Raw genomic sequence first — 19,683 nt, forward strand, 5'->3', positions numbered from 1 at the left:
TCAGCCCTCCTGCTTCTGGGCCATGCGCGATTTCAGCGCGGCAAGCTCGGCCTCGACGGCGTCGTCGGTGCGCAGATCGGCGATCTGCATCTCCAGGCTGCGCGTCTCGCCGAGCGCGAGCGCGTCCACCTGGCCTTCGGCGTAGTCGACGCGGCGTTCCAGCACCTCGAAGCGCGAGAAGGCCTCGTCCACCTTCGGGCCGCGCAGCAGGCTGCGCATCCGCACCCGGTTGTTCGCCGTCTCAAGCCGCGACAGCAGCGCCGATTGGCGTGTGCGTGCCTCGCGAAGCTTGCTTTCCAGCTTCTGGATGTCGCCTTCGTAGTGCGAAAGCTGTTCGTCGAGCAGATCGACTTCGGCCTGCAGCTGGGCGCCGCTGCCGCTCATCTTCTGCTTTTCGAGCAGCGCCGCCTTGGCGAGATCCTCGCGGCCCTTGGACAGCGCCAGTTCAGCCTTCTCGGCCCATGTCGCCTGCGCCTGATCCAGTTTCAGGATCGTGCGGCGCATTTCCTTCTGGTCGGCGATGGTGCGGGCGGCGGAGGCGCGGACTTCCACGAGCGTCTCTTCCATCTCCATGATGATCATGCGGATCATCTTCGCCGGGTCTTCGGCGCGGTCGAGAAGGTCGGTGACGTTTGCGGCGATGATGTCGCGCGTCCTCGAGAAAATGCCCATCTGGTCTGAACTCCTGAAGTTGAAGGTGGCGGCCGGAGCGGGAGGGGACTGGGGGGATCCGCTCCGGCCGCTAGACGCTGCGGGCCGATCAGTAAACGATCGGAGCGCTCGTCGAAACCGGGATGATCTGGACCTGGGCAAGCTTGGCCGGGGTTTCGGCGCGGGCGGGACCCGCCGCGGCGAAGAGGAAGACCGAGCTGACCGCGACCGCACCGACGGTGCAGAAGAGGGTTCGGAACATGTTGCTGTTGGCCTGCGTAAGCATTGATGCCTCCTGTGTTTAACTGTTGCTTTCAAATCCGTTGCCCAATGTTCAGCAAGGGTCGTGCCAGTTTTTCTGGCACGCAATGATTTGTGTATTTTCAATATGTTATGCGTATTTCGCATGGAGGATTATGAAATTTCCGTGTGTGCATATTGCAAAAAATTGGGAATTTTTGCTAAATATTGGCAATGAAGGACTCGGCGACTCTCGTTGGCCAATCGACCGAACTGCTCGATGCGATTGAGCGGGCGAGCCTTGCCGCCGCGCTGAACCGTTCTGTGCTCGTCATCGGCGAGCGCGGCACCGGCAAGGAGATGGTCGCGGAGCGCCTGCACCGCCTCAGTCCGCGCTGGGAGGAGCCGTTCATCGCAATGAACTGCGCAGCGATGTCAGAGAACCTCATCGATGCCGAGCTCTTCGGCTATGAGGCAGGGGCCTTTACCGGCGCGACCTCGGCGCGGCGCGGACGGTTTGAAGAGGCAGACGGCGGCACCTTGTTCCTCGACGAGGTGGGGACGCTCTCCTCCGCCGCGCAGGAGCGCCTGTTGCGCGTCGTCGAATATGGGGAGCTGACCCGGCTCGGTGCGAACCGGCCGCTCACCGTCGACGTCCGTATCGTCGGCGCCACCAACGAAGATTTGCCTGCGCTTGTCGAAAAGGGGCGCTTTCGGGCCGACCTGCTCGATCGCCTCTCCTTCGAAGTCATCACCCTGCCGCCGCTGCGTGCGCGCTCCGACGATATCATGGAACTGGCGAACCATTTTGCGCGGCGCATGTCTGTCGAGCTGGGCTGGCCAGACTTCCCCGGCTTCAGCCGGGAGGTGCGCCAGCAGCTGCGCGCCTACGCATGGCCGGGCAACGTCCGCGAGCTGAAGAACGTCGTGGAGCGCGCGCTCTACCGCTGGGGCGATCCGGCGACGCCCGTTGATGCGCTACAGTTCGATCCGTTCGACTCCCCGTGGCGGCCAAGGCAATCGATCGTGATGGCGGCCGCGGCGCCGAAGGCGCTGGCTGTGGAACCCGCGGTCGCGGTCGCAGCCGCCGAGCAGCGCGCCGCGGTCAGCGACCTGCGCGCCGCGATGGCGGAATATGAGCGGGACATTCTCGTCCGCACGCTCGAAACCTGCCGCTACAACCAGCGCGCCGCCGCAGAGGCGCTCGCCGTCACCTACGATCAGCTCAGGCACTGTATGCGCCGCCACGGCCTGCTCCGGGCTGCGACATCCTGACCTACGCAACCTCGGGCGTTCCGCTGCGTTTCTTAGAAAACCCTCCCTGCTTTTCCCGTTCGAGGAGACACGATGGCCATCGAATTCCCGCCCCTGCCGTTCGCCCGCGACGCGCTGGAGCCGCACATGTCCGCCCGCACGCTCGATTTCCATCACGGCAAGCATCACAAGGCTTATGTCGACAAGGCCAACGCCGCGATCGCCGGCACGCCGCTTGAGGACAAGCCGATCGAGGAGATCGTCCGCGCAGCGAAAGCGAAAGGCGATCAGTCGCTCTTAAACAATGCGGCGCAGGCCTGGAACCATACGTTCTTCTGGAATTCGTTGTCTCCGGAGCCCACGGGGCCGGAAGGCAAGCTGAAAGACCTGATCGACTCGGCTTTCGGCGGCCTCTCAAAATTCAACGAAGCCTTCAAGGCGGAGGCGACCGGCCATTTCGGCAGCGGATGGGCTTGGCTCTGCCAGGAAGGTGCAGGCGGGCTCAAGATCATTTCGACCCACGATGCCGACTCCGCGCTCGTTCACGAAGGGCTTAACCCACTCATCACGCTCGATGTTTGGGAGCACGCCTATTATCTGGATTACCAGAATGCTCGACCGGATTTCGTAGATAATTTTTTAACCAATACGATCAACTGGTCTTTTGCGGCGACCAATCTTCGTTGATGAAATGTTGCGTACAAAAGAAAATAGGAAATTAACCGACATTTCGACTCCGTAATTACAATCACTTCGCCTGTCTTAACCATCAAAGTGTCGCACACCACTTGATGTATTAGGCATTTGTTTAGAGTTGGCGCCCAAGAATCCCCTCAAATCCGCAATTTTGCGGTCACAACGAGGGGTCGTTGGGGTCAATGAACATTTATTCTGCTGGGCGTCTGCGCGGCCGAGGCCAGCCTGTGGCTTTCCTTTCCGCGTTCATTCTTCTGTCGGCCTGTGGCGGCGGAAGCTCTGGTGGCACGCAAACCGACGCCGGCGGCACCACGCCGCCGGCCACGGCGCCGTCTGACCCGTCGCCGACGCCAACTCCCACGCCGACACCGACTCCCACACCGACGCCGACACCGACGCCTACGCCTACGCCTACGCCTACGCCTACGCCTACGCCTACGCCAACTCCCACACCGACGCCGACTCCCACGCCGACACCTACACCCACGCCCCCGCCGGCTGATCCGGCGATGCCTTCGGGTCCGGTGACCGTCTCCGTGGCTGGCACACGGCTCTCCGCGGCAGCGATGGATACGATCACCACGCCGACCGGCACATGGCCCGTCAGCGATCTCGGCCCGGTGAGTGGCGGCCGTGCCTATCTGTTCGGGCTTGCAAGCCGCCCGACGTGGTGGAGCGTCTGTATCGTGCGCTATGCGGTGCCGAGCGATACGTCCGTCGGCGAGCGCAGCTATGCGCTCTCCGTCAGCGGTGTCGAAACGACGCTCTCCGTGTTGAACGGCAGCATGAAGTGCATCGATAACGGCGAACCGATCGCACCGTCGATGGACCGGCTCCGCGCGGCGGTGACCGACAAGCGTGTGCTGCCTTATTCAAGTGCGGCCTTCTCCGGCTGGCCGAAGTCGCCGACGCTTGCGACCGATCGCTCGGTTGAGAATAAGGCCGGCTATGTTCCCGGCCGCATCTATGGCCGCTCGGGCATGAACAACGCGATTGCCTATGCGATCACGGGCTCCGGCGGTGAATACGGGTCGTCGCGCGGGTTCATTTCGGGCGATGACGCGACCATGATCGCGGCAGCGCTCGCAGGCAACAGCGCGGTTTTCAACGACGCTGCCGCGCAGAATCGCGTTCAGACGCTGTATGGCCTCAGCCTGCCGAACCTCGCCATCTGGTCTGAAAATCACAATCAGCTTCGCGATCCTCAAATCCCGCTCGTCGGCGACAAGCCGTATATCAACGAAGGGACCAGTTCGAAGGCCGAGCAACTCGGAAACGAGGGCGAATGGTGCGCTCCTGTGGACTATCCCTGGCTGAGCCAACTCGGCGCCACGGGTGGGACATGCTACACGCACACGCGCGACGAGGCGCACCTGTTCAACCACGGCTATGCCTATTGGCTGGCCACCGGCGATCCGCGCGCGGCGATCCTGCAGCAGGCGATCGCTGCCTACGCGCTTGCCAGCGTTTATCAGGGTGCATCCACGGACGGGCGTTATCGCACCCGCTTCACCTATCAGCGCACGACCATGAATATGTGGTCAGCCATGTGGAAGCTGCAGGACGTGGCGGAGAACGCCAGCAGTTCGAACGGCAATATCCTCTGGTCGAAGGCGCGGGCCCAGAAGATGGTGAGCGATGTGCTCGGCAACTGGAAGACCCAGCTGGCCGACCTCGATAGCGGGACCACCGTTTACGAGCGCTCGTCCTCGATTTTCCGCGGTGTCGACCTCAACCAGGACAGCGCCTACTCGAACTTCATGATCCAGGGCTTTGGACCGGAAGCGGCCTATCTGTTTGCGTCGACCGGCGAGCCTGCCATGCTCAAGCGAATTGCCGAAAACATGATCCTGCGGTTCGGCAAGATCGGCGGCGCGCTCGGCTTCTACGGCACAGGGTCGGGCTCTGGTTTCCCGCTCGTCGTCAGCGGCGCTCTTCCCTACACCGACGAGGCGAGCTTCATTGCCTGGGTCAAGTCGACGGGCACGCTTCCGAGCAACAGCTTCGATGGTGCTCCCGCGCACTATGTGCTCCGCGCATATTGGTCGCTCCGCCTCGCGCAGGATGCGGTGCGCCGCGGATGGATGCCGTCGGTGGCCGGGCTCGACGATGCCGTCGCCAAGATGGAGGCGGCTCGCGGCGCCACGACATCATGGGTGTACCGGGACATCATCGACTGGAAACACGCCGCGACCGCGTTCTGATTGCGTGGCACCTTGTTCCGGAAGGGGCAGGGTGCCACTCTACACGGCATGTCTAGAACGGATTTGCCGAATTCGATCGCGCTTCTGCTTGCAGCTTTTCTGGGCGGGATGGCCTGTGAAGCTCAGGCAGCTCAGCTCGGTGCCATTGTCATCGATGGGAAGCCCGTTCGTGCTGCACCTCTCGATGTGATCCGAACGCCGTCGGGCGAATGGCCGATCGCTGATCTCGGCCGTGTCGCTGAAGGTCGCGCCTATCTTTTTTCATATCGCGCGAAGCCCGATTGGTATTCGCTGTGCATCGTTCGTGCGCCTGATGGCGACGGCACGATAGACGAACGTCGCTACGATGTTCGCGTGGGCGGTGACGAATTCGCTGTTACGGCTTTGCCAGGCTCGATGAAATGTGCGGATTCGGGAGAACCCGTCGCGCCAACGATGGCCCGGGTGGTTGCCGCCGTTCGAGCGCAGCGTGTGCTCCCCTATGCTGCGCGGGCGTTCGAAGGGTTCCCACCGCGCCGCAAACCGAAAAACGGTGCCGAAGACGTTTATCGCCCTGATCGCATCTACGGGCGATCGTCGGCCAACAATGCCATTGGCACGGTTTCCGGTCAGGCGGGGGAAGCGGGCTCTTCGCGGGGATTCCTCTCGGAAACCGATGCCCGCGTGATCGCGGCGGCATTTGATCGCGACGGCAAGGCTTTCGCTGCGGCGGCCAGGCGCGCCCGTGTCGAGACCCTCTATGGCCTCAGTCTTCCCAATCTCGTGATCTGGTCCGATCGGCATCATCAGATGCGCGATCCCCAGGTGCCGTTGCCCGGTGATCGCCCCTACACCAATGAAGGCAGCGTCTCCGGCGGCGACGACTACGGCGACGAAGGAAAGTGGACTGCGCCGCAGAATTACCAATGGCTCGGCGAGATCGGTGCCGAGGCCGGAAAGACCTATGTCCATCGCCGCGATGAAGCGCACCTGTTCAACCACGGCTATGCCTATTGGCTGGCCACGGGAGACCCGCGCGCAGCCATCCTGCAGCAAGCCATCATGGCCTATGCACTTGCCAGCAATTATCGTCGCAGCGCTGGTCGCTACGTGCCGCGTTTCACCTATCAGCGAACCACGCTCAATCAATTTTCGGCGATGTGGAAGCTGCGCGATGTCGCTGCCAATGTTTCGTCTGGGCGCGGCAACATCTTCTGGCCCAAGGCGCGCGCGGAAAAGATGAATGCGGACCTGTGGGCGGGATGGAAGATGCAGCTCGCCCGCATGGATGTGGGGCGCGACGTGCACGCGCGGGCCTCTTCGATTTTTCGCGGGATCGATCGGGACGAGGACAATGCGTATTCGAACTTCATGATCCAGGCTTATGGCCCCGAAGCGGCCTATCTCTGGGCGTCGGCGGGCGAGCCCGCGCTCATGAGACGGATTGCCGAGAACTTTGTGCTGCGCTTTGGCGATATCGGCGGCGCGCAGGGTTTCTACGGGGCCGGAAAGGGATCAGGCTTTCCCCTCATCTCGAACGGCAAGCTTCCCTATCAGGATCGCAAGAGTTTGATCGCATGGGTGGCGAGCACAAGTCCTCATCCGACCGACAGCTTTGAAGGAGCGCCCGCGCATTACGTTCTGCGCGGATACTGGTCGTTGCGGCTCGCCGCAGATGCGGCCCGCAGGGGATGGTTGCCACCCGTTTCAGGTCTGGATGAGGCCGTGAAGCGTACCGAACGTGCCCGTGACCGGACGGGCAAGTGGAAATATGCCGGTCTCGCCTCGATGAAGCACGCAGGCGTGCCCTTCGCCGACTAGAGCCTGTCCTGTTCAGTTTGAGGCATCGTGATTGCGTTTCCGTGTTCGTCCGGCAAGAAGCGTGGTGCGGCGCGTAGCAGAGCTACGCGCAAACCGCGCGACGCCGTCCGGCGGGCGCGGTAGCGCAACCGCGAAGCGGCGGGCGGAAATGGGCGCGTCGCTCGTCGGTCACGATGCCTCTGCATCGCTCCCTCCTCGCTCCTACCCATGCACCCATTTCCGCTCCGTCACGACGCCTCAAACTGAACAGGACAGGCTCTAGATCAGTCCGCCCCGCCGTCCTTGCCGTGCTTCATCAGTATCGGCGCCTGCGATGCGGCGAAGATCATCGAGATCACGAGGACGCCCCACACCTTGAAGGCGACCCACTGGTCGAAGGTGAGGTACGCGCGCAGGCCTTCGTTCAGGATCGCCATGGCGAGGAAGAAGAATGCCCAGTTGCGCGTCAGTTTCTTCCAGCCGTGGTCGTCCATTTCGGGAAAGCCGCTTTCCATGACGAGCTTTAGCAGTGGCCGCCCCGTCAGCAGGCCGAAGAACAGGATCGCGGCGAACATCGCGTAGATGATCGTCGTCTTGATCTGGAAGAAGCGCTCATCGTGGAGGTAGATCGTCAGGCCGCCGAACACGGCGACGATGATGCCGGTGAACCACTGCATCGGGCCGACGCGGCCCGTCTTCACCTTGGAAACGATCATCGCGATGGCGGTGGCGATCATGAATGCGCCCGTGGCCCACACCGCCTGATTGACATCGTCGCCGGGGGCGAGGCTGTTCACCGCGAAGAAGACGAGCAGCGGCCCGAAATCGAGCGCTACCCGCAGCGATGAAGCCTTTTCCTTCTCGTCAGCCATTGCCATCCTTCCCCTGATCGAGTCCCGCCAGCGCCCGCGCGAAGGCGCGCGGATCGAACGGGCGGAGGTCGTCGATGCGCTCTCCTACGCCGATCGCATGAACAGGGAGTTTCGCCCGGTCCGCCGCCGCGACGAGAACGCCGCCGCGCGCGGTGCCGTCCAGCTTCGTCATCACGAGCCCGGTGACGCCCGCGACTTCCTTGAACACGTCGATCTGATTTAGCGCATTCTGTCCCGTCGTCGCGTCGAGCACGAGGACGACATCATGCGGCGCGGATTCCATCTGGCGCTTCAGCACGCGCTTGATCTTGGCGAGCTCGTCCATCAGCCCCGCCTTGTTCTGCAGGCGACCTGCGGTGTCGATGATGAGCACGTCCGCGCCCGCTGCGCGCGCCTTCGTCAGCGCTTCGAAGGAGAGCGCGGCAGCGTCGCCGCCGACCGTGCCGGAGACGACGGGAATGTTGAGCCGCCCGCCCCAGATCGAAAGCTGCTCGATGGCCGCCGCGCGGAACGTGTCTCCGGCGGCGAGCATCACCGAATAGTCCTGCTCCTGAAACAGATGCGCGAGCTTCGCGATGGTCGTCGTCTTGCCCGATCCATTGACACCCACGACGAGGATCACGTGCGGGCGCGGAAACGCCGTCACCTCGATGGGGTGCGCCACCTTCGCCAGCACCGCCTCCACCTCGGCGGCGACGACCGCCTTCACTTCGTCGTCGCTCACCTGCCGGTCGAACTTGTCGGCGGCGAGCTTCGCGGTGATGCGCGCGGCGGTGGCGGGGCCGAGGTCGGAGGCGATCAGCGCCTCCTCGATCTCCTCCAGCATCGCGTCGTCGAGCGGACGCTTGGAAACGAGCCCGGCGAGATTGTCGCCGAGCTTGCCGGAGGTGCGCTGAAGCCCGGCGCGGAGCCGCGCGAGCCAGCCTTTGGGTTCTGCCTGTTCTTCGCTCAAATCTTCACTCACGCGGGGTCGCTAGCAGCCTCGACGCTTCCGCGCCAGTCACGCGTGCGCGCACGATGCTGCCCGGTAGCGCGGACTGATCGAGTGCGGCGGGCGTGAAATCGGCGGCGTGGCCGGTGCGGCCGTCCTTTTCCACGAGCACGTCGATTTCCCGGCCCTTCTGCGCTGCAAGGTGGGTAGCGAGCTTCCGGGCGGCCGCCTCACGCAGCCGTGCGGCACGCGCCTTGCGCTCGGGCACGGCAAGCTGCGGCATCCGCGCGGCGGGCGTGCCGGAGCGCGCGGAATAGGGAAAGATGTGGCCGAACACGATGTCGCAGTCGTCGATCAGGCGCAGCGAGTTCTCGAACATTTCGTCCGTCTCGGTTGGGAAGCCCGCGATGATGTCCGCGCCGATGGCGATTTCCGGCCGCTTCGTCTTCACCGTCTCCACGAAGCGCACGGCGTCGGCGCGCGTGTGGCGGCGCTTCATGCGCTTCAGGATCATGTCGTCGCCCGATTGCAGCGACAAATGCAGGTGCGGCATCACGCGCGCCTCGCCCGTGATCGCCTCGACGAGCGCGGGGTCGGCCTCGATCGAATCGATCGAGGAGAGGCGCAGGCGGCGCAATGTCGGCACGTGGGTCAGAATGCGCTGCACGAGGCTGCCGAGCGTTGGATTGCCCGGAAGATCGGGGCCGTAGGAGGTGAGGTCGACCCCGGTCAGCACCACCTCCTGCGCGCCGGCGTCCATCAGCCGCTTGATGCGATCGATGACAAGTCCGGCGGGAACGCTGCGCGAATTGCCCCGCGCGTAAGGGATGATGCAGAACGTGCAGCGGTGGTCGCAGCCGTTCTGCACCTCCACGAAGGCGCGCGTGTTGGCGGCGAAGCCATCCAGCAGGTGCGGCGCCGTTTCGCGCACCGCCATGATATCGCCGACGCGGACGCGCTCTCCGCCAAGGAGCGTGGCGGCGTCCAGCTTCTCGGCATTGCCGACGACGCGGGAAACTTCGGGCATCGCGGCGAATCCTGCCGCCTCCACCTGCGCCGCGCAGCCGGTGACGATGACGCGCGCCTCCGGGCGCTCGCGCTTCAGGCGGCGGATCGTCTGCCGCGCCTGCCGCACCGCCTCGCCGGTGACGGCGCAGCTGTTGATGACAATGGTGTCGCTGTCCCCGGCGGCGGCAAGGTGCTGCCGGATGATCTCGCCCTCGTAGATGTTGAGCCGGCAACCGAGGTTGATGACCGTTGCTTCGCTCAAGCGTAGGCCTCGAGGTCGATCTCGCCGGTGAAGGCGGTGGTCGCAGGGCCGGTCATCACGATGTGGTTGTCGTCGCGCCACGTGATCGAGAGGTCGCCGCCGGGCAGCGTCACCGTCACCGCGCGGCCCACGAGGCCCCGCCGCATCGCCGCGATCGCGGTGGCGCACGCGCCGGTGCCGCAGGCGCGGGTAAGCCCGACGCCGCGTTCCCACACCCGCAGGCGTATGTGTTCGCGCGAAACGATGCTTGCAGCGTTCACATTGATGCGCGCGGGGAACAGCGGGTCATGCTCGATGATCGGCCCCAGCCGCTCCAGGTCGATCGCGTCGGCGTCGGCCACGAGAAACACGACATGCGGGTTGCCGACATTCACCGCGACCGGGTTTTCCAATGCTTCCCAGCCGACTGGCATGTGCAGCGTGTCCATCGCGTAGGCGAGCGGGATCTCGTCCCAGCCGAAGCGCGGCGCCCCCATGTCGATGCTGGCGCCGTCCGCCGTCGCGGTGCCTTCGATGAGGCCGCCGGCGGTCTCGATCACGGCGTTCGCACCGATCACCTGCGCCACGCAGCGGGATGCGTTGCCGCACGCCTCCACCTCGCCGCCGTCCGCATTCCAGATCCGCATCCACGCATCGGCTCGGTCGGATCGTTCGATGACGATCAGCTGATCGCAGCCGACGCCCGTATAACGGTCCGCGATGGCGCGCACCTGCTGCGCCGTCAGCGACAGCGGATCGCGGCGCGCATCGAACACGACGAAGTCGTTGCCGAGGCCGTGCATCTTGAGAAACGGGCGAGTCATCGCGCCCGCATGTAAGGATTGCACACGCTCAAGTCCATGCACGCGCCGGTCGCATTGCCTGCGCGGCAGCGTTCGCGGTAGACAGGGCGCAATGAATCGCCGTGTCCTCCTGCTGTTTTCGCTCGTGCTGCTGGCGGCCTGCAAGGCGCCGCCCGCGCCACCGCCACCGCCCGGCGAGGACAGCTTCCCTTCCGTCGAGCGGCCCGTCGCCGAGATCGTCAGCGCACAGTTTTCCGACGAGGAAAGCCGCGAGCAGGCGGGTGAAGCGCGCCGGGTGATGGATCTGATGGGTATCGCGCCCGGCGCGACGGTTGCCGATATCGGCGCGGGGCGCGGCTACTATACGGTCAATCTTTCGCGCCGGGTGGGCGAAGCTGGACGCGTCTATGCCGAGGATATTTTCGAGAACACCGTGAACGACCTGCGTGGCCGCGTGCACGCCGCAGGCTTTAGCAACGTTTCGGTGGTGCTCGGCACGCCCGGCGATCCGAAGTTGCCGCCGCAGAGCCTCGATCGCGCGCTCCTCGTGCACATGTATCACGAGATCGAGAACCCCTACGAGCTGCTCTGGAACCTGCGTACCAGCCTGAAACCGGGCGCACTCGTGGGCATCGTAGATGCCGACCGGCCGACGCGGAACCACGGCACGCCGCCGTGGCTGCTGGAATGCGAGGTGCTGGCGATCGGTTTCGAACGGCAGGCGCTCCACGAGCTGGACGGCAAGTCGTACCTTGCGATTTACACGGCGACGAAGCCGCGCCCACGTCCGATCGACATCCAGCCCTGCCGGTCGGCGCCGTAGACGCCCAAGGCATCCACGGCGCCGCTGCGCGGGTTAGAAGTGGAACACGACCGCCGCGGTCGGGCGGATGCTCTGGAATACGTCGAACGTATCGACAGCAAGGCGCAGGCGCACGCCGCTCTCGCCGGTCACGCCGCCAAGGCCGATGTCCTTCGGGCCGACCTCGACGCCGAAGCCGTACAACTCGTTGCGGTCATCGCCGATATCGGTGTTGACCCACTGATAGCCGGCACGGCCGAAGAACATGCCGCTCTCGCCGATGCGGATGCCCAGGTGGCCAGTGACGCCATACTCCCAGTCGATGTCGTTGAAGCCCTTGGCGACGTTGCCCTCGACGCCGGTGACGAACGGCCCGAGCGGGATGTTGACGCCGGCGAAACCGGTGACGAGGCCGCCCTTGGCGCTGCCCTGCGTTTGCAACAGGCCCTTGTTGCCGGTGTCGAAGTCGTGCCAGCCGCCACCGATGCCGACATAGGGCTCGATGCCGAAGGCGCGGCTGCCGTCCGGAGCTTCCTGAGCGCTCGCGGCGGCAACAGGAAGGGTGGCAGCGGCGAGCGCTGCGATCAGAATGGCTTTCATGGAATTTGTCCTCTTACGCTTGGGGCTCCATGGGGCGAAACCCATGGCCCGGGGCTGAACACCTCGCCGGCCTATTGCCCTGTTGAACCGGCGACCCGAACATAACTGGCGGGTCGGGTGTCGGGTTGCATCGGCGGAGCGAAACCGGCCCGTGGTGTTGCGGGGCGGCCACATTGCGGGCCTGCTGCATTGACATCGCGTGTGCGTGGGCCTAGGGGAACCCCGCTTTTTCTTGAAAGCGCGAGTACGAGACGCGTCCACGGATGCACGCCGGTCAGCGAAGATTCGCCCACCGGCGCGTTTTGCGTTGGGGCGTCCGGCATAGGGAAGTTGGATGTTCGAAAGCCTTTCAGAGCGTCTTGGCGGTGTCTTCGATCGCCTTCGCGGTCGCGGTGCGCTGACCGAGGCGGACGTGCGCGCAGCGATGCGCGAGGTTCGCGTCGCGCTTCTGGAAGCCGACGTTGCGCTGCCCGTTGCCAAGAGTTTCATCGACAAGGTCACGGAGCGTGCCGTCGGCGCCGAGGTGACCCGTTCGGTGACGCCGGGCCAGCAGGTCGTCAAGATCGTCCACGACGAGCTTGCGGCGATGCTTGGCGGAGATGCCGAAGGGCTTGAGCTTGATGTGACGCCGCCCGCCGTCGTTATGATGGTCGGCCTTCAGGGCTCGGGCAAGACGACGACGACCGCGAAGATCGCGAAGCGCCTGAAGGAGAAGGACCGCAAGAAGGTCCTGATGGCGTCGCTCGACGTCAACCGCCCGGCCGCGCAGGAGCAGCTTCGTGTGCTCGGTGAGCAGACCGAGGTTGCGACGCTGCCGGTCATCGCCGGGCAGCAGCCGGTCGATATCGCCCGCCGCGCTTTGCAGGCCGCGAAGCTTCAGGGTTTCGACGTACTGATGCTCGATACGGCGGGCCGTCTGCACGTCGATGCCGCGCTGATGGCGGAGATGCAGAGCGTCGCTACCGTGGCGGTGCCGCAGGAAATCCTGCTCGTCGTCGACTCGCTGACGGGTCAGGACGCGGTGAACGTCGCAGAGAACTTCTCGAAGCAGGTCGATCTCACCGGTGTCGTGCTCACCCGCATGGACGGCGATGCGCGCGGCGGTGCTGCGCTTTCGATGCGGCATGTCACCGGCAAGCCGATCAAGTTCGTCGGTGTTGGTGAGAAGCTCGATGCGCTCGATGCGTTCGATCCGCAGCGCGTCGCGGGCCGCATCCTTGGCATGGGTGACGTCGTCAGCCTCGTCGAGAAGGCCGCGGCGACGATCGAGCAGGAAGACGCCGAGCGCATGGCGGCGAAGCTCGCCAAGGGTCAGTTCGACATGAACGACCTGCGCTTGCAGCTTCAGCAGATGCAGAAGATGGGCGGCATGGCGGGCCTCATTGGGATGCTTCCCGGTATGGGCAAGCTTGCCGCGCAGGCCGAGAAGGCGGGCGCCGACGACAAATTGCTCGGCCGCATGGAGGCGGTGATCCTCTCCATGACGCCGAAGGAGCGCGGGAAGCCCGAGCTTTTGAACGCGAAGCGCAAAATCCGCATCGCGAACGGCGCGGGGACGACGGTGCAGGAGGTCAACAAGCTCCTGAAGATGCACCAGGAAATGTCAACGGCGATGAAGAAGATCCGGAAGATGGGCGGCATGAAGGGGCTCGCCGGTCTTATGGGGAAAATGGGCGGGGGTCTCCCCGGCCTTGGTGGTCTCGGAGGACTGGGGGGAGGCGGGATGCCGCAACTTCCGCCCGGCTTCGACAGGTTCAACAAGCGTTAGAATTCAGTTCAAACAAGGAAACGAAGAAAAATGGCTATTTCCATCCGTCTCGCCCGCGGCGGCGCCAAGAAGCGCCCCGTTTACCGCATTGTCGTCGCCGATTCGCGCAACCCGCGCGACGGCAAGTATCTGGAGCGCCTCGGTACCTACAATCCGCTGCTGCCGAAGGATTCAGGCGAACGCGTGAAGCTCGACACCGAGCGCGCCGCGCACTGGCTGAAGGTCGGCGCGCAGCCGTCTGACCGTGTTGCCCGCTTCCTCGATGCCGCCGGCCTCATGAAGCGCACCGCGAAGAACAACCCGAAGAAGGCTGAGCCGGGCGAGAAGGCCAAGGAGCGCGCCGAAGAGCGTGCCGCGAAGGCCGCTGAGGCGGAAGCTGCCGCGAACGCGCCGGCCGAGGAAGAAGCGCCTGCGGAAGTGGCTGCCGAAGCTCCCGCCGAGGAAGCTGTTGCTGAAGCGGCTCCGGAAGCGGTTGCCGAAGAGGCGCCGGCTACCGACGAGACGGCCGCGTAAATCATGTCCGAACGCCGCGTCACGCTTGCCGCCGTCACCGGTGCGCATGGCGTGACCGGCGAAGTGCGGCTGAAGATCTTCGCTGAAGATCTCGGCCGTTATACGCGCTTCAACGACGGCGCGCTGACGCTGAAGTCGCTGCGCATCATTCCCAAGGGTGCGATCGCGCGCTTCGCTGAGGTTGCGGATCGGAACGCTGCCGAGGCGCTGCGGGGTACTGCGCTTACCGTCCCCCGCTCGGAATTGCCGCCGCTCGAGGCGGGCGAATATTATCATTTCGATCTGATCGGCCTTCCCGCCGAAACCGATGAGGGCACTGCTCTCGGCCATGTCGTCGCAGTGGAAAACTTCGGCGCGGGAGACGTGCTGGAGATCGAGCGACCGGGTGGCAAGCGCTTCATGGTGCCGATGAACGCCGACGCCGTGCCGGCCTGGGACGATCAGCGGCTGGTGGTCAACGCGGCTTTCGTCGAATAATCCGAGGCTTCGGTCTTTTCGAAGGGGGAAACATGCGCCGTATTTCAGCTGCCGCACTCGCCGTGATGCTGGCTGTTCCGGTTTCAGGAACCGCGCGCGCCGAAGTGCCTGCCGCCACCGCGATCCCTGCGCCGCTCGCCGCCGAGATCGACACGGCCTTCGCGGCCTATCGCGAACGTACACCGGTGCCGGGGCTCGCCTATGCCGTCGTCAAGGACGGCATGATTGTGCATCAGGGTACGTGGGGCGTGCAGACGATCGGCGGCAAGCGGCCGGTGACGGCGGACACGCATTTCCGCATCGCTTCGATGAGCAAGGCGTTCACCGCGCTTGCGATTCTGTCGCTGCGCGATGCAGGCAAGCTCTCGCTCGACGACCTTGCCGAAACGCACGTGCCCGAGATGAAGGGCTGGACCTATCCGACCACGGACGCGCCGCGCATCCGGGTGCGCGACCTCCTCCAGCACGTCGCCGGGTTCGTCACCGACGATCCATGGGGCGACCGCCAGCAGGTGCTGAGCGAAGCCGATTTCACGCGCATGATCGCCGCGGGTGTGCCGTGGAGCCGCACCGGGCAGATGCAGCACGAATATTCGAACTTCGGCTACGCCCTCCTTGGGCGCATCATCAAGAATGTCTCGGGGATGCCTTATCAGGCCTATATCCGGCAGACGATCCTCACGCCGCTCGGCATGACGAACACGGGCTACGAGATCGCCGACGTGCCGAAGGACAGGCTCGCTGTCGGCTATCGCTGGGAAAACGAGCAGTGGGTGGAGGAGCCGTCGATGCGCGACGGCACGTTCGGCGCCATGGGCGGCCTCAACACCACTGTGAACGACTATGCGAAGTGGGTGTCGTTCCTGCTTTCGGCGTGGCCGCCGCGGAGCGGAGCGGAGATGGGGCCGGTGCGCCGCGCCACCGTGCGCGAGATGGCGCAGGGCCTCAATTTCGTGCGAATCCTGCCGCGCCCCGGTGCGCCCGCTGATGACAAATGCGTGCACGCGGTCGCCTACGGCATGGGCCTGCGGTCTTCGCCGGACTGCGATCTCGGCCTCGCGCTCTTCCATGCCGGCGGCTACCCCGGCTACGGCAGTTTCGTCGTGCTTGCGCCCGAGACCGGGGCTGCCGTGTTCGGCTTCGCGAGCCGCACCTATCAGGCGCCTTCGGTGCCGGTATGGCAGTCGCTTTGGGCGATGGCGCGTGCGGGCGCGATCCGCCCGGCCGAAACGCCGGTGAGCAACGAGGTGGCGGCGATGCACGAGGCGACGCGCGCCGCCTATGCCGCCGGCACGCTCGCGCCGCTCGAAGGGCGGCTGGCCATGAACTTCCCGCTGGACCGCTCCGCCGAAAACTGGGCGCGCGAGTTCGCGCGGCTGAAGACGCTGACGGGCACGTGTACGGCGGTCGAATCGCTCCGTGCGACGGGTGCCTTGTCGGCGACCTTCCGCTGGACGTGCGAGAAGGGCGTGCTCGGCGGACAAATCCTGCTTGCGCCGACGCTGCCGCCAACGCTGCAGGCGCTGCGGTTCGACCCCCCGCAGCCGTGACCTTCGCCGCCACCGTCCTCACGCTCTACCCGGAGATGTTTCCCGGGCCGCTCGGGCACAGCCTTGCGGGCCGTGCGCTCGCCGAGGGGCTTTGGTCGCTGGAAACCGTGCAGATCCGCGACTTTGCGACCGACAAGCACCGCTCCGTTGACGATACGCCTGCGGGCGGCGGCGCAGGCATGGTGATGCGCGCGGACGTCCTTTCGCGCGCAGTGGATGATGTGCTGACGCGCCGCCCGGATGTTCCGCTGCTCGCCATGACGCCGCGCGGTACGCCGCTCACCCAGGCGCGTGTCAGGGCGCTTGCGGCGGGGCCTGGCGTCTCGATTCTCTGCGGTCGCTTCGAGGGCATCGACGAGCGGCTGTTCGAGGGGCGACCCATCGAACAGGTCTCGATCGGCGACTATGTGCTTTCGGGCGGAGAAATGGCCGCTTTGACGCTGCTTGATGCTTGCATTCGCCTCGTTCCCGGCGTAATGGGCGCCGCTTCGAGCGGAACCGAGGAAAGCTTCGAAAGCGGCCTCCTCGAATATCCGCAATATACCCGGCCCAATGATTGGGAAGGGCGCACGATCCCCGAAGTGCTGCGATCGGGGGATCATGCGCGGATCGGGGCTTGGCGTCAAAGCCAGGCTGAGACCGATACACGGCTAAGGCGGCCGGACCTATGGGAGCGCCATGGTGGCGCTCGGGTCGGCGAGCCCTCTGGCGCGCGGCGTGAGAACAAGGACGAATGAGATGAACCTCATCCAGCAGCTCGAAGCCGAGCAGATTGAAAAGCTTGCCGCCGGCAAGACCATTCCGGAATTCCGCCCGGGCGACACGCTCCGTATCGGCGTGCGCGTCGTCGAAGGCGAGCGTACCCGCGTCCAGAACTTCGAGGGCGTTTGCATTGCCCGTTCGAACAAGGGCGTCAGCTCCAATTTTACCGTTCGCAAGGTGAGCTTCGGCGAAGGCGTCGAGCGCGTCTTCCCGCTCTATTCGCCGAACGTCGATTCGATTGAGGTGGTGCGCCGCGGTGCCGTCCGCCGCGCGAAGCTCTATTACCTGCGTGGCCGCAGCGGCAAGTCGGCGCGCATCGCTGAGCGTCGCGACACGCGCGACAGCGCTCAGTAAAAGCGTTTCCAGCCGTTCGAAAGGGCCGTGCCGGGCGACCGGTGCGGCCCTTGCCGTTTCGGGAATGCATAGCATTCTAATAATATGAGGGGCGCCCCGTTGCGCTCCTGCGCATCATCGCCTAATTCCGCGCGCATGACACAGACTCCGCGCACGCTTTACGAGAAGATCTGGGATGCCCACGTCGTGGCCGAGCGCGACGACGGTACCGCGCTTATCTTCATCGATCGGCACCTCATCCACGAAGTGACGACGCCGCAGGCCTTCGAAGGCCTGCGCACGGCAGGTCGCCGCCTGCGACGCCCGGACCTGACGCTCGCCGTGCCGGACCACAACGTGCCGACGAACCACCGCTTCGAGCCGATCACCGATCCGGAAAGCGCGGCGCAGCTCGATGCGCTGCTGCGCAATACGAAGGACTTCGGTGTCGAGCTCATCGAGATGAACGACGCGCGACAGGGCATTGTGCACGTGATCGGACCGGAGCAAGGCTTCACGCTGCCGGGCACCACGGTCGTTTGCGGCGACAGCCACACGGCGACGCACGGCGCTTTTGGTGCGCTCGCTTTCGGGATTGGCACGTCGGAGATCGAGCATGTGTTCGCGACGCAGACGCTGCTGCTGCGCCGCGCGAAGACGATGGAGGTCCGCGTCGAGGGCAGTCTCGGCCACGGCGTGACGCCGAAGGACGTGACGCTCGCTGTCATCGGCCACACCGGCACGGGTGGCGGCACCGGGCATGTCATCGAATATCGGGGGCCGGTGATCGAGGCGATGTCCATCGAAGGCCGCATGACCGTGTGCAACATGGCGATCGAAGGCGGTGCGCGGGCGGGGCTCATTGCGCCCGATGAGAAAACGTTTGCGTACTTCAAGGACCGGCCGCGCAGCCCTAAGGGCGCTGACTGGGAAAAGGCCGTGGCGTATTGGCGCACGCTCGCCACCGATCGCGACGCGCGCTTCGACAAGAGCATCGTGATCGACGGCACCAAGATCGCGCCGCTCGTTACGTGGGGCACGAGCCCGGAGGATGTGGTACCGATCACCGGCGTGGTGCCGGAGCCGGCAAGCTTCGCCGACCCAACCAAGCAGGATGCCGCCCGCAAGAGCCTCGACTACATGGGCCTGATGCCGGGCACGCGGCTTGAGGACGTCGAGGTGCAGAATATCTTCATCGGGAGCTGCACCAACAGTCGCATCGAAGACCTGCGCGCGGCGGCAGCCGTCGCGAAGGGGCGCCATGTCGCGGGCCACATCAAGCAGGCGCTCGTCGTGCCGGGCTCGGGGCTCGTCAAGCGGCAGGCGGAGGCCGAGGGGCTCGACCGTATCTTCATCGAGGCTGGCTTCGACTGGCGCGAGCCGGGCTGCTCCATGTGCCTCGGCATGAACCCGGACAAGGTGCCTGCGGGCGAGCGCTGCGCCTCCACCTCCAATCGCAACTTCGTCGGACGGCAGGGGCCGGGCGCACGCACGCACCTGATGTCGCCTGCGATGGCGGCTGCCGCTGCCGTCACCGGCCGTCTCACCGACGTGCGCCAGCTGATGGGAGCCGCCTGATGGATGCCTTCAAGACCCTGACCGGCATCGCCGTGCCGTTCGGCGCGAAGAACGTCGACACAGACGTCATCATCCCGGCGCGCTTCCTGAAGACGATCCAGCGTGCTGGGCTCGGCAAGGGCGCCTTCGCGGTGATCCGCGAGAACCCCGACAACATCTTCGACCAGCCGCGCCACAAGGGCGCTCCCGTGCTGATCGCGGGCGACAATTTCGGCTGCGGTTCCAGCCGTGAGCACGCGCCGTGGGCGCTCACCGACATGGGCTTCCGCGCGGTGATCGCGCCGTCGTTCGCGGATATCTTCTCGGGCAATGCCTTCAAGAACGGGATGCTGCTCGTCGCCCTGCCGCAGGAACAGATCGACCGGTTGATGGAGGTTGCGCAGACCGACGAGATCACCGTCGACCTCGAAAACCAGGTGGTGACGACGCCCTATCAGGACAGGTTCGCCTTCGAGATCGATCCGTTCCGCAAGCACTGCCTGATGAACGGCCTCGACGAGATCGGACTGACAGAGGCGATGGACAAGGACATCGCCGCGTTCGAGGCGAAGCTTGCCGCCGATCAGCCGTGGATCGCAGGCGCCGCGCAGGCTGCCTGAAACCGCGTAACACCAAAAAAGG

General features: G+C 65.1%; 20 protein-coding genes. 13 read left to right on the forward strand and 7 right to left on the reverse strand.

The window, feature by feature from the left end; all coding sequences use genetic code 11:
- Positions 1-672 carry a phage shock protein PspA gene (gene pspA, locus ACE3TJ_RS13195; protein WP_121047186.1) on the reverse strand — a complete coding sequence of 224 codons (672 nt, stop codon included), beginning with the start codon at positions 670-672 and terminating at the stop codon, positions 1-3.
- A gap of 88 nt (positions 673-760) precedes the next feature.
- Positions 761-937, reverse strand: coding sequence for a hypothetical protein (locus ACE3TJ_RS13200; RefSeq protein ID WP_160119106.1), 177 nt, complete (start codon positions 935-937; stop codon positions 761-763).
- A gap of 188 nt (positions 938-1,125) precedes the next feature.
- Between ACE3TJ_RS13200 and pspF the strand changes: the two genes are divergently transcribed.
- The 4 genes from pspF to ACE3TJ_RS13220 all read left to right on the forward strand — a co-directional run bounded on the left by pspF (position 1,126) and on the right by ACE3TJ_RS13220 (position 6,845).
- Positions 1,126-2,166 (forward strand): phage shock protein operon transcriptional activator, encoded by a 1,041-nt coding sequence (gene pspF / locus ACE3TJ_RS13205; protein WP_374596861.1) that lies wholly within the window; start codon positions 1,126-1,128, stop codon positions 2,164-2,166.
- 72 nt (positions 2,167-2,238) lie between these two features.
- On the forward strand, positions 2,239-2,832 hold the full coding sequence (locus tag ACE3TJ_RS13210) for a superoxide dismutase (protein ID WP_374596863.1): 594 nt from the start codon (positions 2,239-2,241) through the stop codon (positions 2,830-2,832).
- Between the two features lie 545 nt (positions 2,833-3,377).
- Positions 3,378-5,045, forward strand: a complete 1,668-nt coding sequence (locus tag ACE3TJ_RS13215; RefSeq protein WP_374596865.1) for a hypothetical protein — start codon at positions 3,378-3,380, stop codon at positions 5,043-5,045.
- A 48-nt stretch (positions 5,046-5,093) separates the two neighbouring features.
- Complete coding sequence (locus tag ACE3TJ_RS13220; protein ID WP_374596867.1) at positions 5,094-6,845, forward strand: hypothetical protein; 1,752 nt, start codon at positions 5,094-5,096, stop codon at positions 6,843-6,845.
- Positions 6,846-7,108: 263 nt separating this feature from the next.
- Here ACE3TJ_RS13220 and ispZ read toward each other — a convergent pair whose 3' ends face one another.
- The 4 genes from ispZ to dapF are packed head-to-tail and all read right to left on the reverse strand — an operon-like array spanning position 7,109 to position 10,700.
- Positions 7,109-7,696, reverse strand: coding sequence for a septation protein IspZ (gene ispZ, locus ACE3TJ_RS13225; RefSeq protein WP_374596869.1), 588 nt, complete (start codon positions 7,694-7,696; stop codon positions 7,109-7,111).
- Positions 7,689-8,648, reverse strand: a complete 960-nt coding sequence (gene ftsY, locus ACE3TJ_RS13230) for a signal recognition particle-docking protein FtsY (protein WP_374596871.1) — start codon at positions 8,646-8,648, stop codon at positions 7,689-7,691. The genes ispZ and ftsY overlap by 8 nt, the downstream gene beginning before the upstream one ends.
- Positions 8,649-8,652: 4 nt before the next feature.
- Positions 8,653-9,897 carry a tRNA (N(6)-L-threonylcarbamoyladenosine(37)-C(2))-methylthiotransferase MtaB gene (gene mtaB / locus ACE3TJ_RS13235; RefSeq protein ID WP_374596873.1) on the reverse strand — a complete coding sequence of 415 codons (1,245 nt, stop codon included), beginning with the start codon at positions 9,895-9,897 and terminating at the stop codon, positions 8,653-8,655.
- Entirely contained in the window at positions 9,894-10,700 is an 807-nt protein-coding gene (gene dapF / locus ACE3TJ_RS13240; protein ID WP_374596875.1) for a diaminopimelate epimerase, read from the reverse strand. The genes mtaB and dapF overlap by 4 nt, the downstream gene beginning before the upstream one ends.
- Positions 10,701-10,791: 91 nt before the next feature.
- On the opposite strand from dapF, the gene ACE3TJ_RS13245 reads away from it, so the two are divergent.
- On the forward strand, positions 10,792-11,502 hold the full coding sequence (locus ACE3TJ_RS13245) for a class I SAM-dependent methyltransferase (protein WP_374596877.1): 711 nt from the start codon (positions 10,792-10,794) through the stop codon (positions 11,500-11,502).
- A gap of 33 nt (positions 11,503-11,535) precedes the next feature.
- On the opposite strand, the gene ACE3TJ_RS13250 is transcribed toward ACE3TJ_RS13245, so the two are convergent.
- Positions 11,536-12,081, reverse strand: a complete 546-nt coding sequence (locus ACE3TJ_RS13250) for an opacity protein (protein ID WP_374596879.1) — start codon at positions 12,079-12,081, stop codon at positions 11,536-11,538.
- A gap of 334 nt (positions 12,082-12,415) precedes the next feature.
- Here ACE3TJ_RS13250 and ffh point away from each other — a divergent pair, with 334 nt between their 5' ends.
- From ffh to leuD, 8 genes are all read left to right on the forward strand, one after another.
- Positions 12,416-13,849: a signal recognition particle protein gene (gene ffh, locus ACE3TJ_RS13255; RefSeq protein WP_374596881.1), complete on the forward strand. Its 1,434-nt coding sequence runs from the start codon at positions 12,416-12,418 to the stop codon at positions 13,847-13,849.
- Between the two features lie 30 nt (positions 13,850-13,879).
- Positions 13,880-14,362 carry a 30S ribosomal protein S16 gene (gene rpsP / locus ACE3TJ_RS13260; RefSeq protein WP_374596883.1) on the forward strand — a complete coding sequence of 161 codons (483 nt, stop codon included), beginning with the start codon at positions 13,880-13,882 and terminating at the stop codon, positions 14,360-14,362.
- Between the two features lie 3 nt (positions 14,363-14,365).
- Complete coding sequence (gene rimM, locus ACE3TJ_RS13265; RefSeq protein WP_374596885.1) at positions 14,366-14,839, forward strand: ribosome maturation factor RimM; 474 nt, start codon at positions 14,366-14,368, stop codon at positions 14,837-14,839.
- 32 nt (positions 14,840-14,871) lie between these two features.
- Positions 14,872-16,389, forward strand: a complete 1,518-nt coding sequence (locus ACE3TJ_RS13270; RefSeq protein WP_374596887.1) for a serine hydrolase domain-containing protein — start codon at positions 14,872-14,874, stop codon at positions 16,387-16,389.
- Positions 16,386-17,126: a tRNA (guanosine(37)-N1)-methyltransferase TrmD gene (trmD, locus tag ACE3TJ_RS13275; RefSeq protein ID WP_374596889.1), complete on the forward strand. Its 741-nt coding sequence runs from the start codon at positions 16,386-16,388 to the stop codon at positions 17,124-17,126. Before ACE3TJ_RS13270 ends, trmD begins: the two co-directional genes overlap by 4 nt.
- A gap of 1 nt (position 17,127) precedes the next feature.
- Positions 17,128-17,505, forward strand: coding sequence for a 50S ribosomal protein L19 (gene rplS, locus ACE3TJ_RS13280; protein WP_374596891.1), 378 nt, complete (start codon positions 17,128-17,130; stop codon positions 17,503-17,505).
- A gap of 135 nt (positions 17,506-17,640) precedes the next feature.
- Positions 17,641-19,062 carry a 3-isopropylmalate dehydratase large subunit gene (leuC, locus tag ACE3TJ_RS13285; protein ID WP_374596893.1) on the forward strand — a complete coding sequence of 474 codons (1,422 nt, stop codon included), beginning with the start codon at positions 17,641-17,643 and terminating at the stop codon, positions 19,060-19,062.
- Entirely contained in the window at positions 19,062-19,661 is a 600-nt protein-coding gene (gene leuD / locus ACE3TJ_RS13290) for a 3-isopropylmalate dehydratase small subunit (protein ID WP_374596895.1), read from the forward strand. The genes leuC and leuD overlap by 1 nt, the downstream gene beginning before the upstream one ends.
- The last annotated feature ends 22 nt before the right edge of the window (positions 19,662-19,683 follow it).

This window comes from Sphingosinicella sp. (assembly GCF_041916975.1).
In the GTDB taxonomy this organism is placed as follows: domain Bacteria; phylum Pseudomonadota; class Alphaproteobacteria; order Sphingomonadales; family Sphingomonadaceae; genus Sphingosinicella.

Coding starts and splice junctions, on each gene's coding strand:
- ACE3TJ_RS13220 (WP_374596867.1), top strand. CDS start 5,094: ATGTCTAGAACGGATTTGCCGAATTCGATCGCGCTTCTGCTTGCAGCT.
- ACE3TJ_RS13250 (WP_374596879.1), bottom strand. CDS start 12,081: ATGAAAGCCATTCTGATCGCAGCGCTCGCCGCTGCCACCCTTCCTGTT.
- pspA (WP_121047186.1), bottom strand. CDS start 672: ATGGGCATTTTCTCGAGGACGCGCGACATCATCGCCGCAAACGTCACC.
- rplS (WP_374596891.1), top strand. CDS start 17,128: ATGAACCTCATCCAGCAGCTCGAAGCCGAGCAGATTGAAAAGCTTGCC.
- pspF (WP_374596861.1), top strand. CDS start 1,126: ATGAAGGACTCGGCGACTCTCGTTGGCCAATCGACCGAACTGCTCGAT.
- leuD (WP_374596895.1), top strand. CDS start 19,062: ATGGATGCCTTCAAGACCCTGACCGGCATCGCCGTGCCGTTCGGCGCG.
- ACE3TJ_RS13270 (WP_374596887.1), top strand. CDS start 14,872: ATGCGCCGTATTTCAGCTGCCGCACTCGCCGTGATGCTGGCTGTTCCG.
- ispZ (WP_374596869.1), bottom strand. CDS start 7,696: ATGGCTGACGAGAAGGAAAAGGCTTCATCGCTGCGGGTAGCGCTCGAT.
- leuC (WP_374596893.1), top strand. CDS start 17,641: ATGACACAGACTCCGCGCACGCTTTACGAGAAGATCTGGGATGCCCAC.
- rimM (WP_374596885.1), top strand. CDS start 14,366: ATGTCCGAACGCCGCGTCACGCTTGCCGCCGTCACCGGTGCGCATGGC.
- ACE3TJ_RS13210 (WP_374596863.1), top strand. CDS start 2,239: ATGGCCATCGAATTCCCGCCCCTGCCGTTCGCCCGCGACGCGCTGGAG.
- dapF (WP_374596875.1), bottom strand. CDS start 10,700: ATGACTCGCCCGTTTCTCAAGATGCACGGCCTCGGCAACGACTTCGTC.
- ACE3TJ_RS13245 (WP_374596877.1), top strand. CDS start 10,792: ATGAATCGCCGTGTCCTCCTGCTGTTTTCGCTCGTGCTGCTGGCGGCC.
- ffh (WP_374596881.1), top strand. CDS start 12,416: ATGTTCGAAAGCCTTTCAGAGCGTCTTGGCGGTGTCTTCGATCGCCTT.
- rpsP (WP_374596883.1), top strand. CDS start 13,880: ATGGCTATTTCCATCCGTCTCGCCCGCGGCGGCGCCAAGAAGCGCCCC.
- ACE3TJ_RS13200 (WP_160119106.1), bottom strand. CDS start 937: ATGCTTACGCAGGCCAACAGCAACATGTTCCGAACCCTCTTCTGCACC.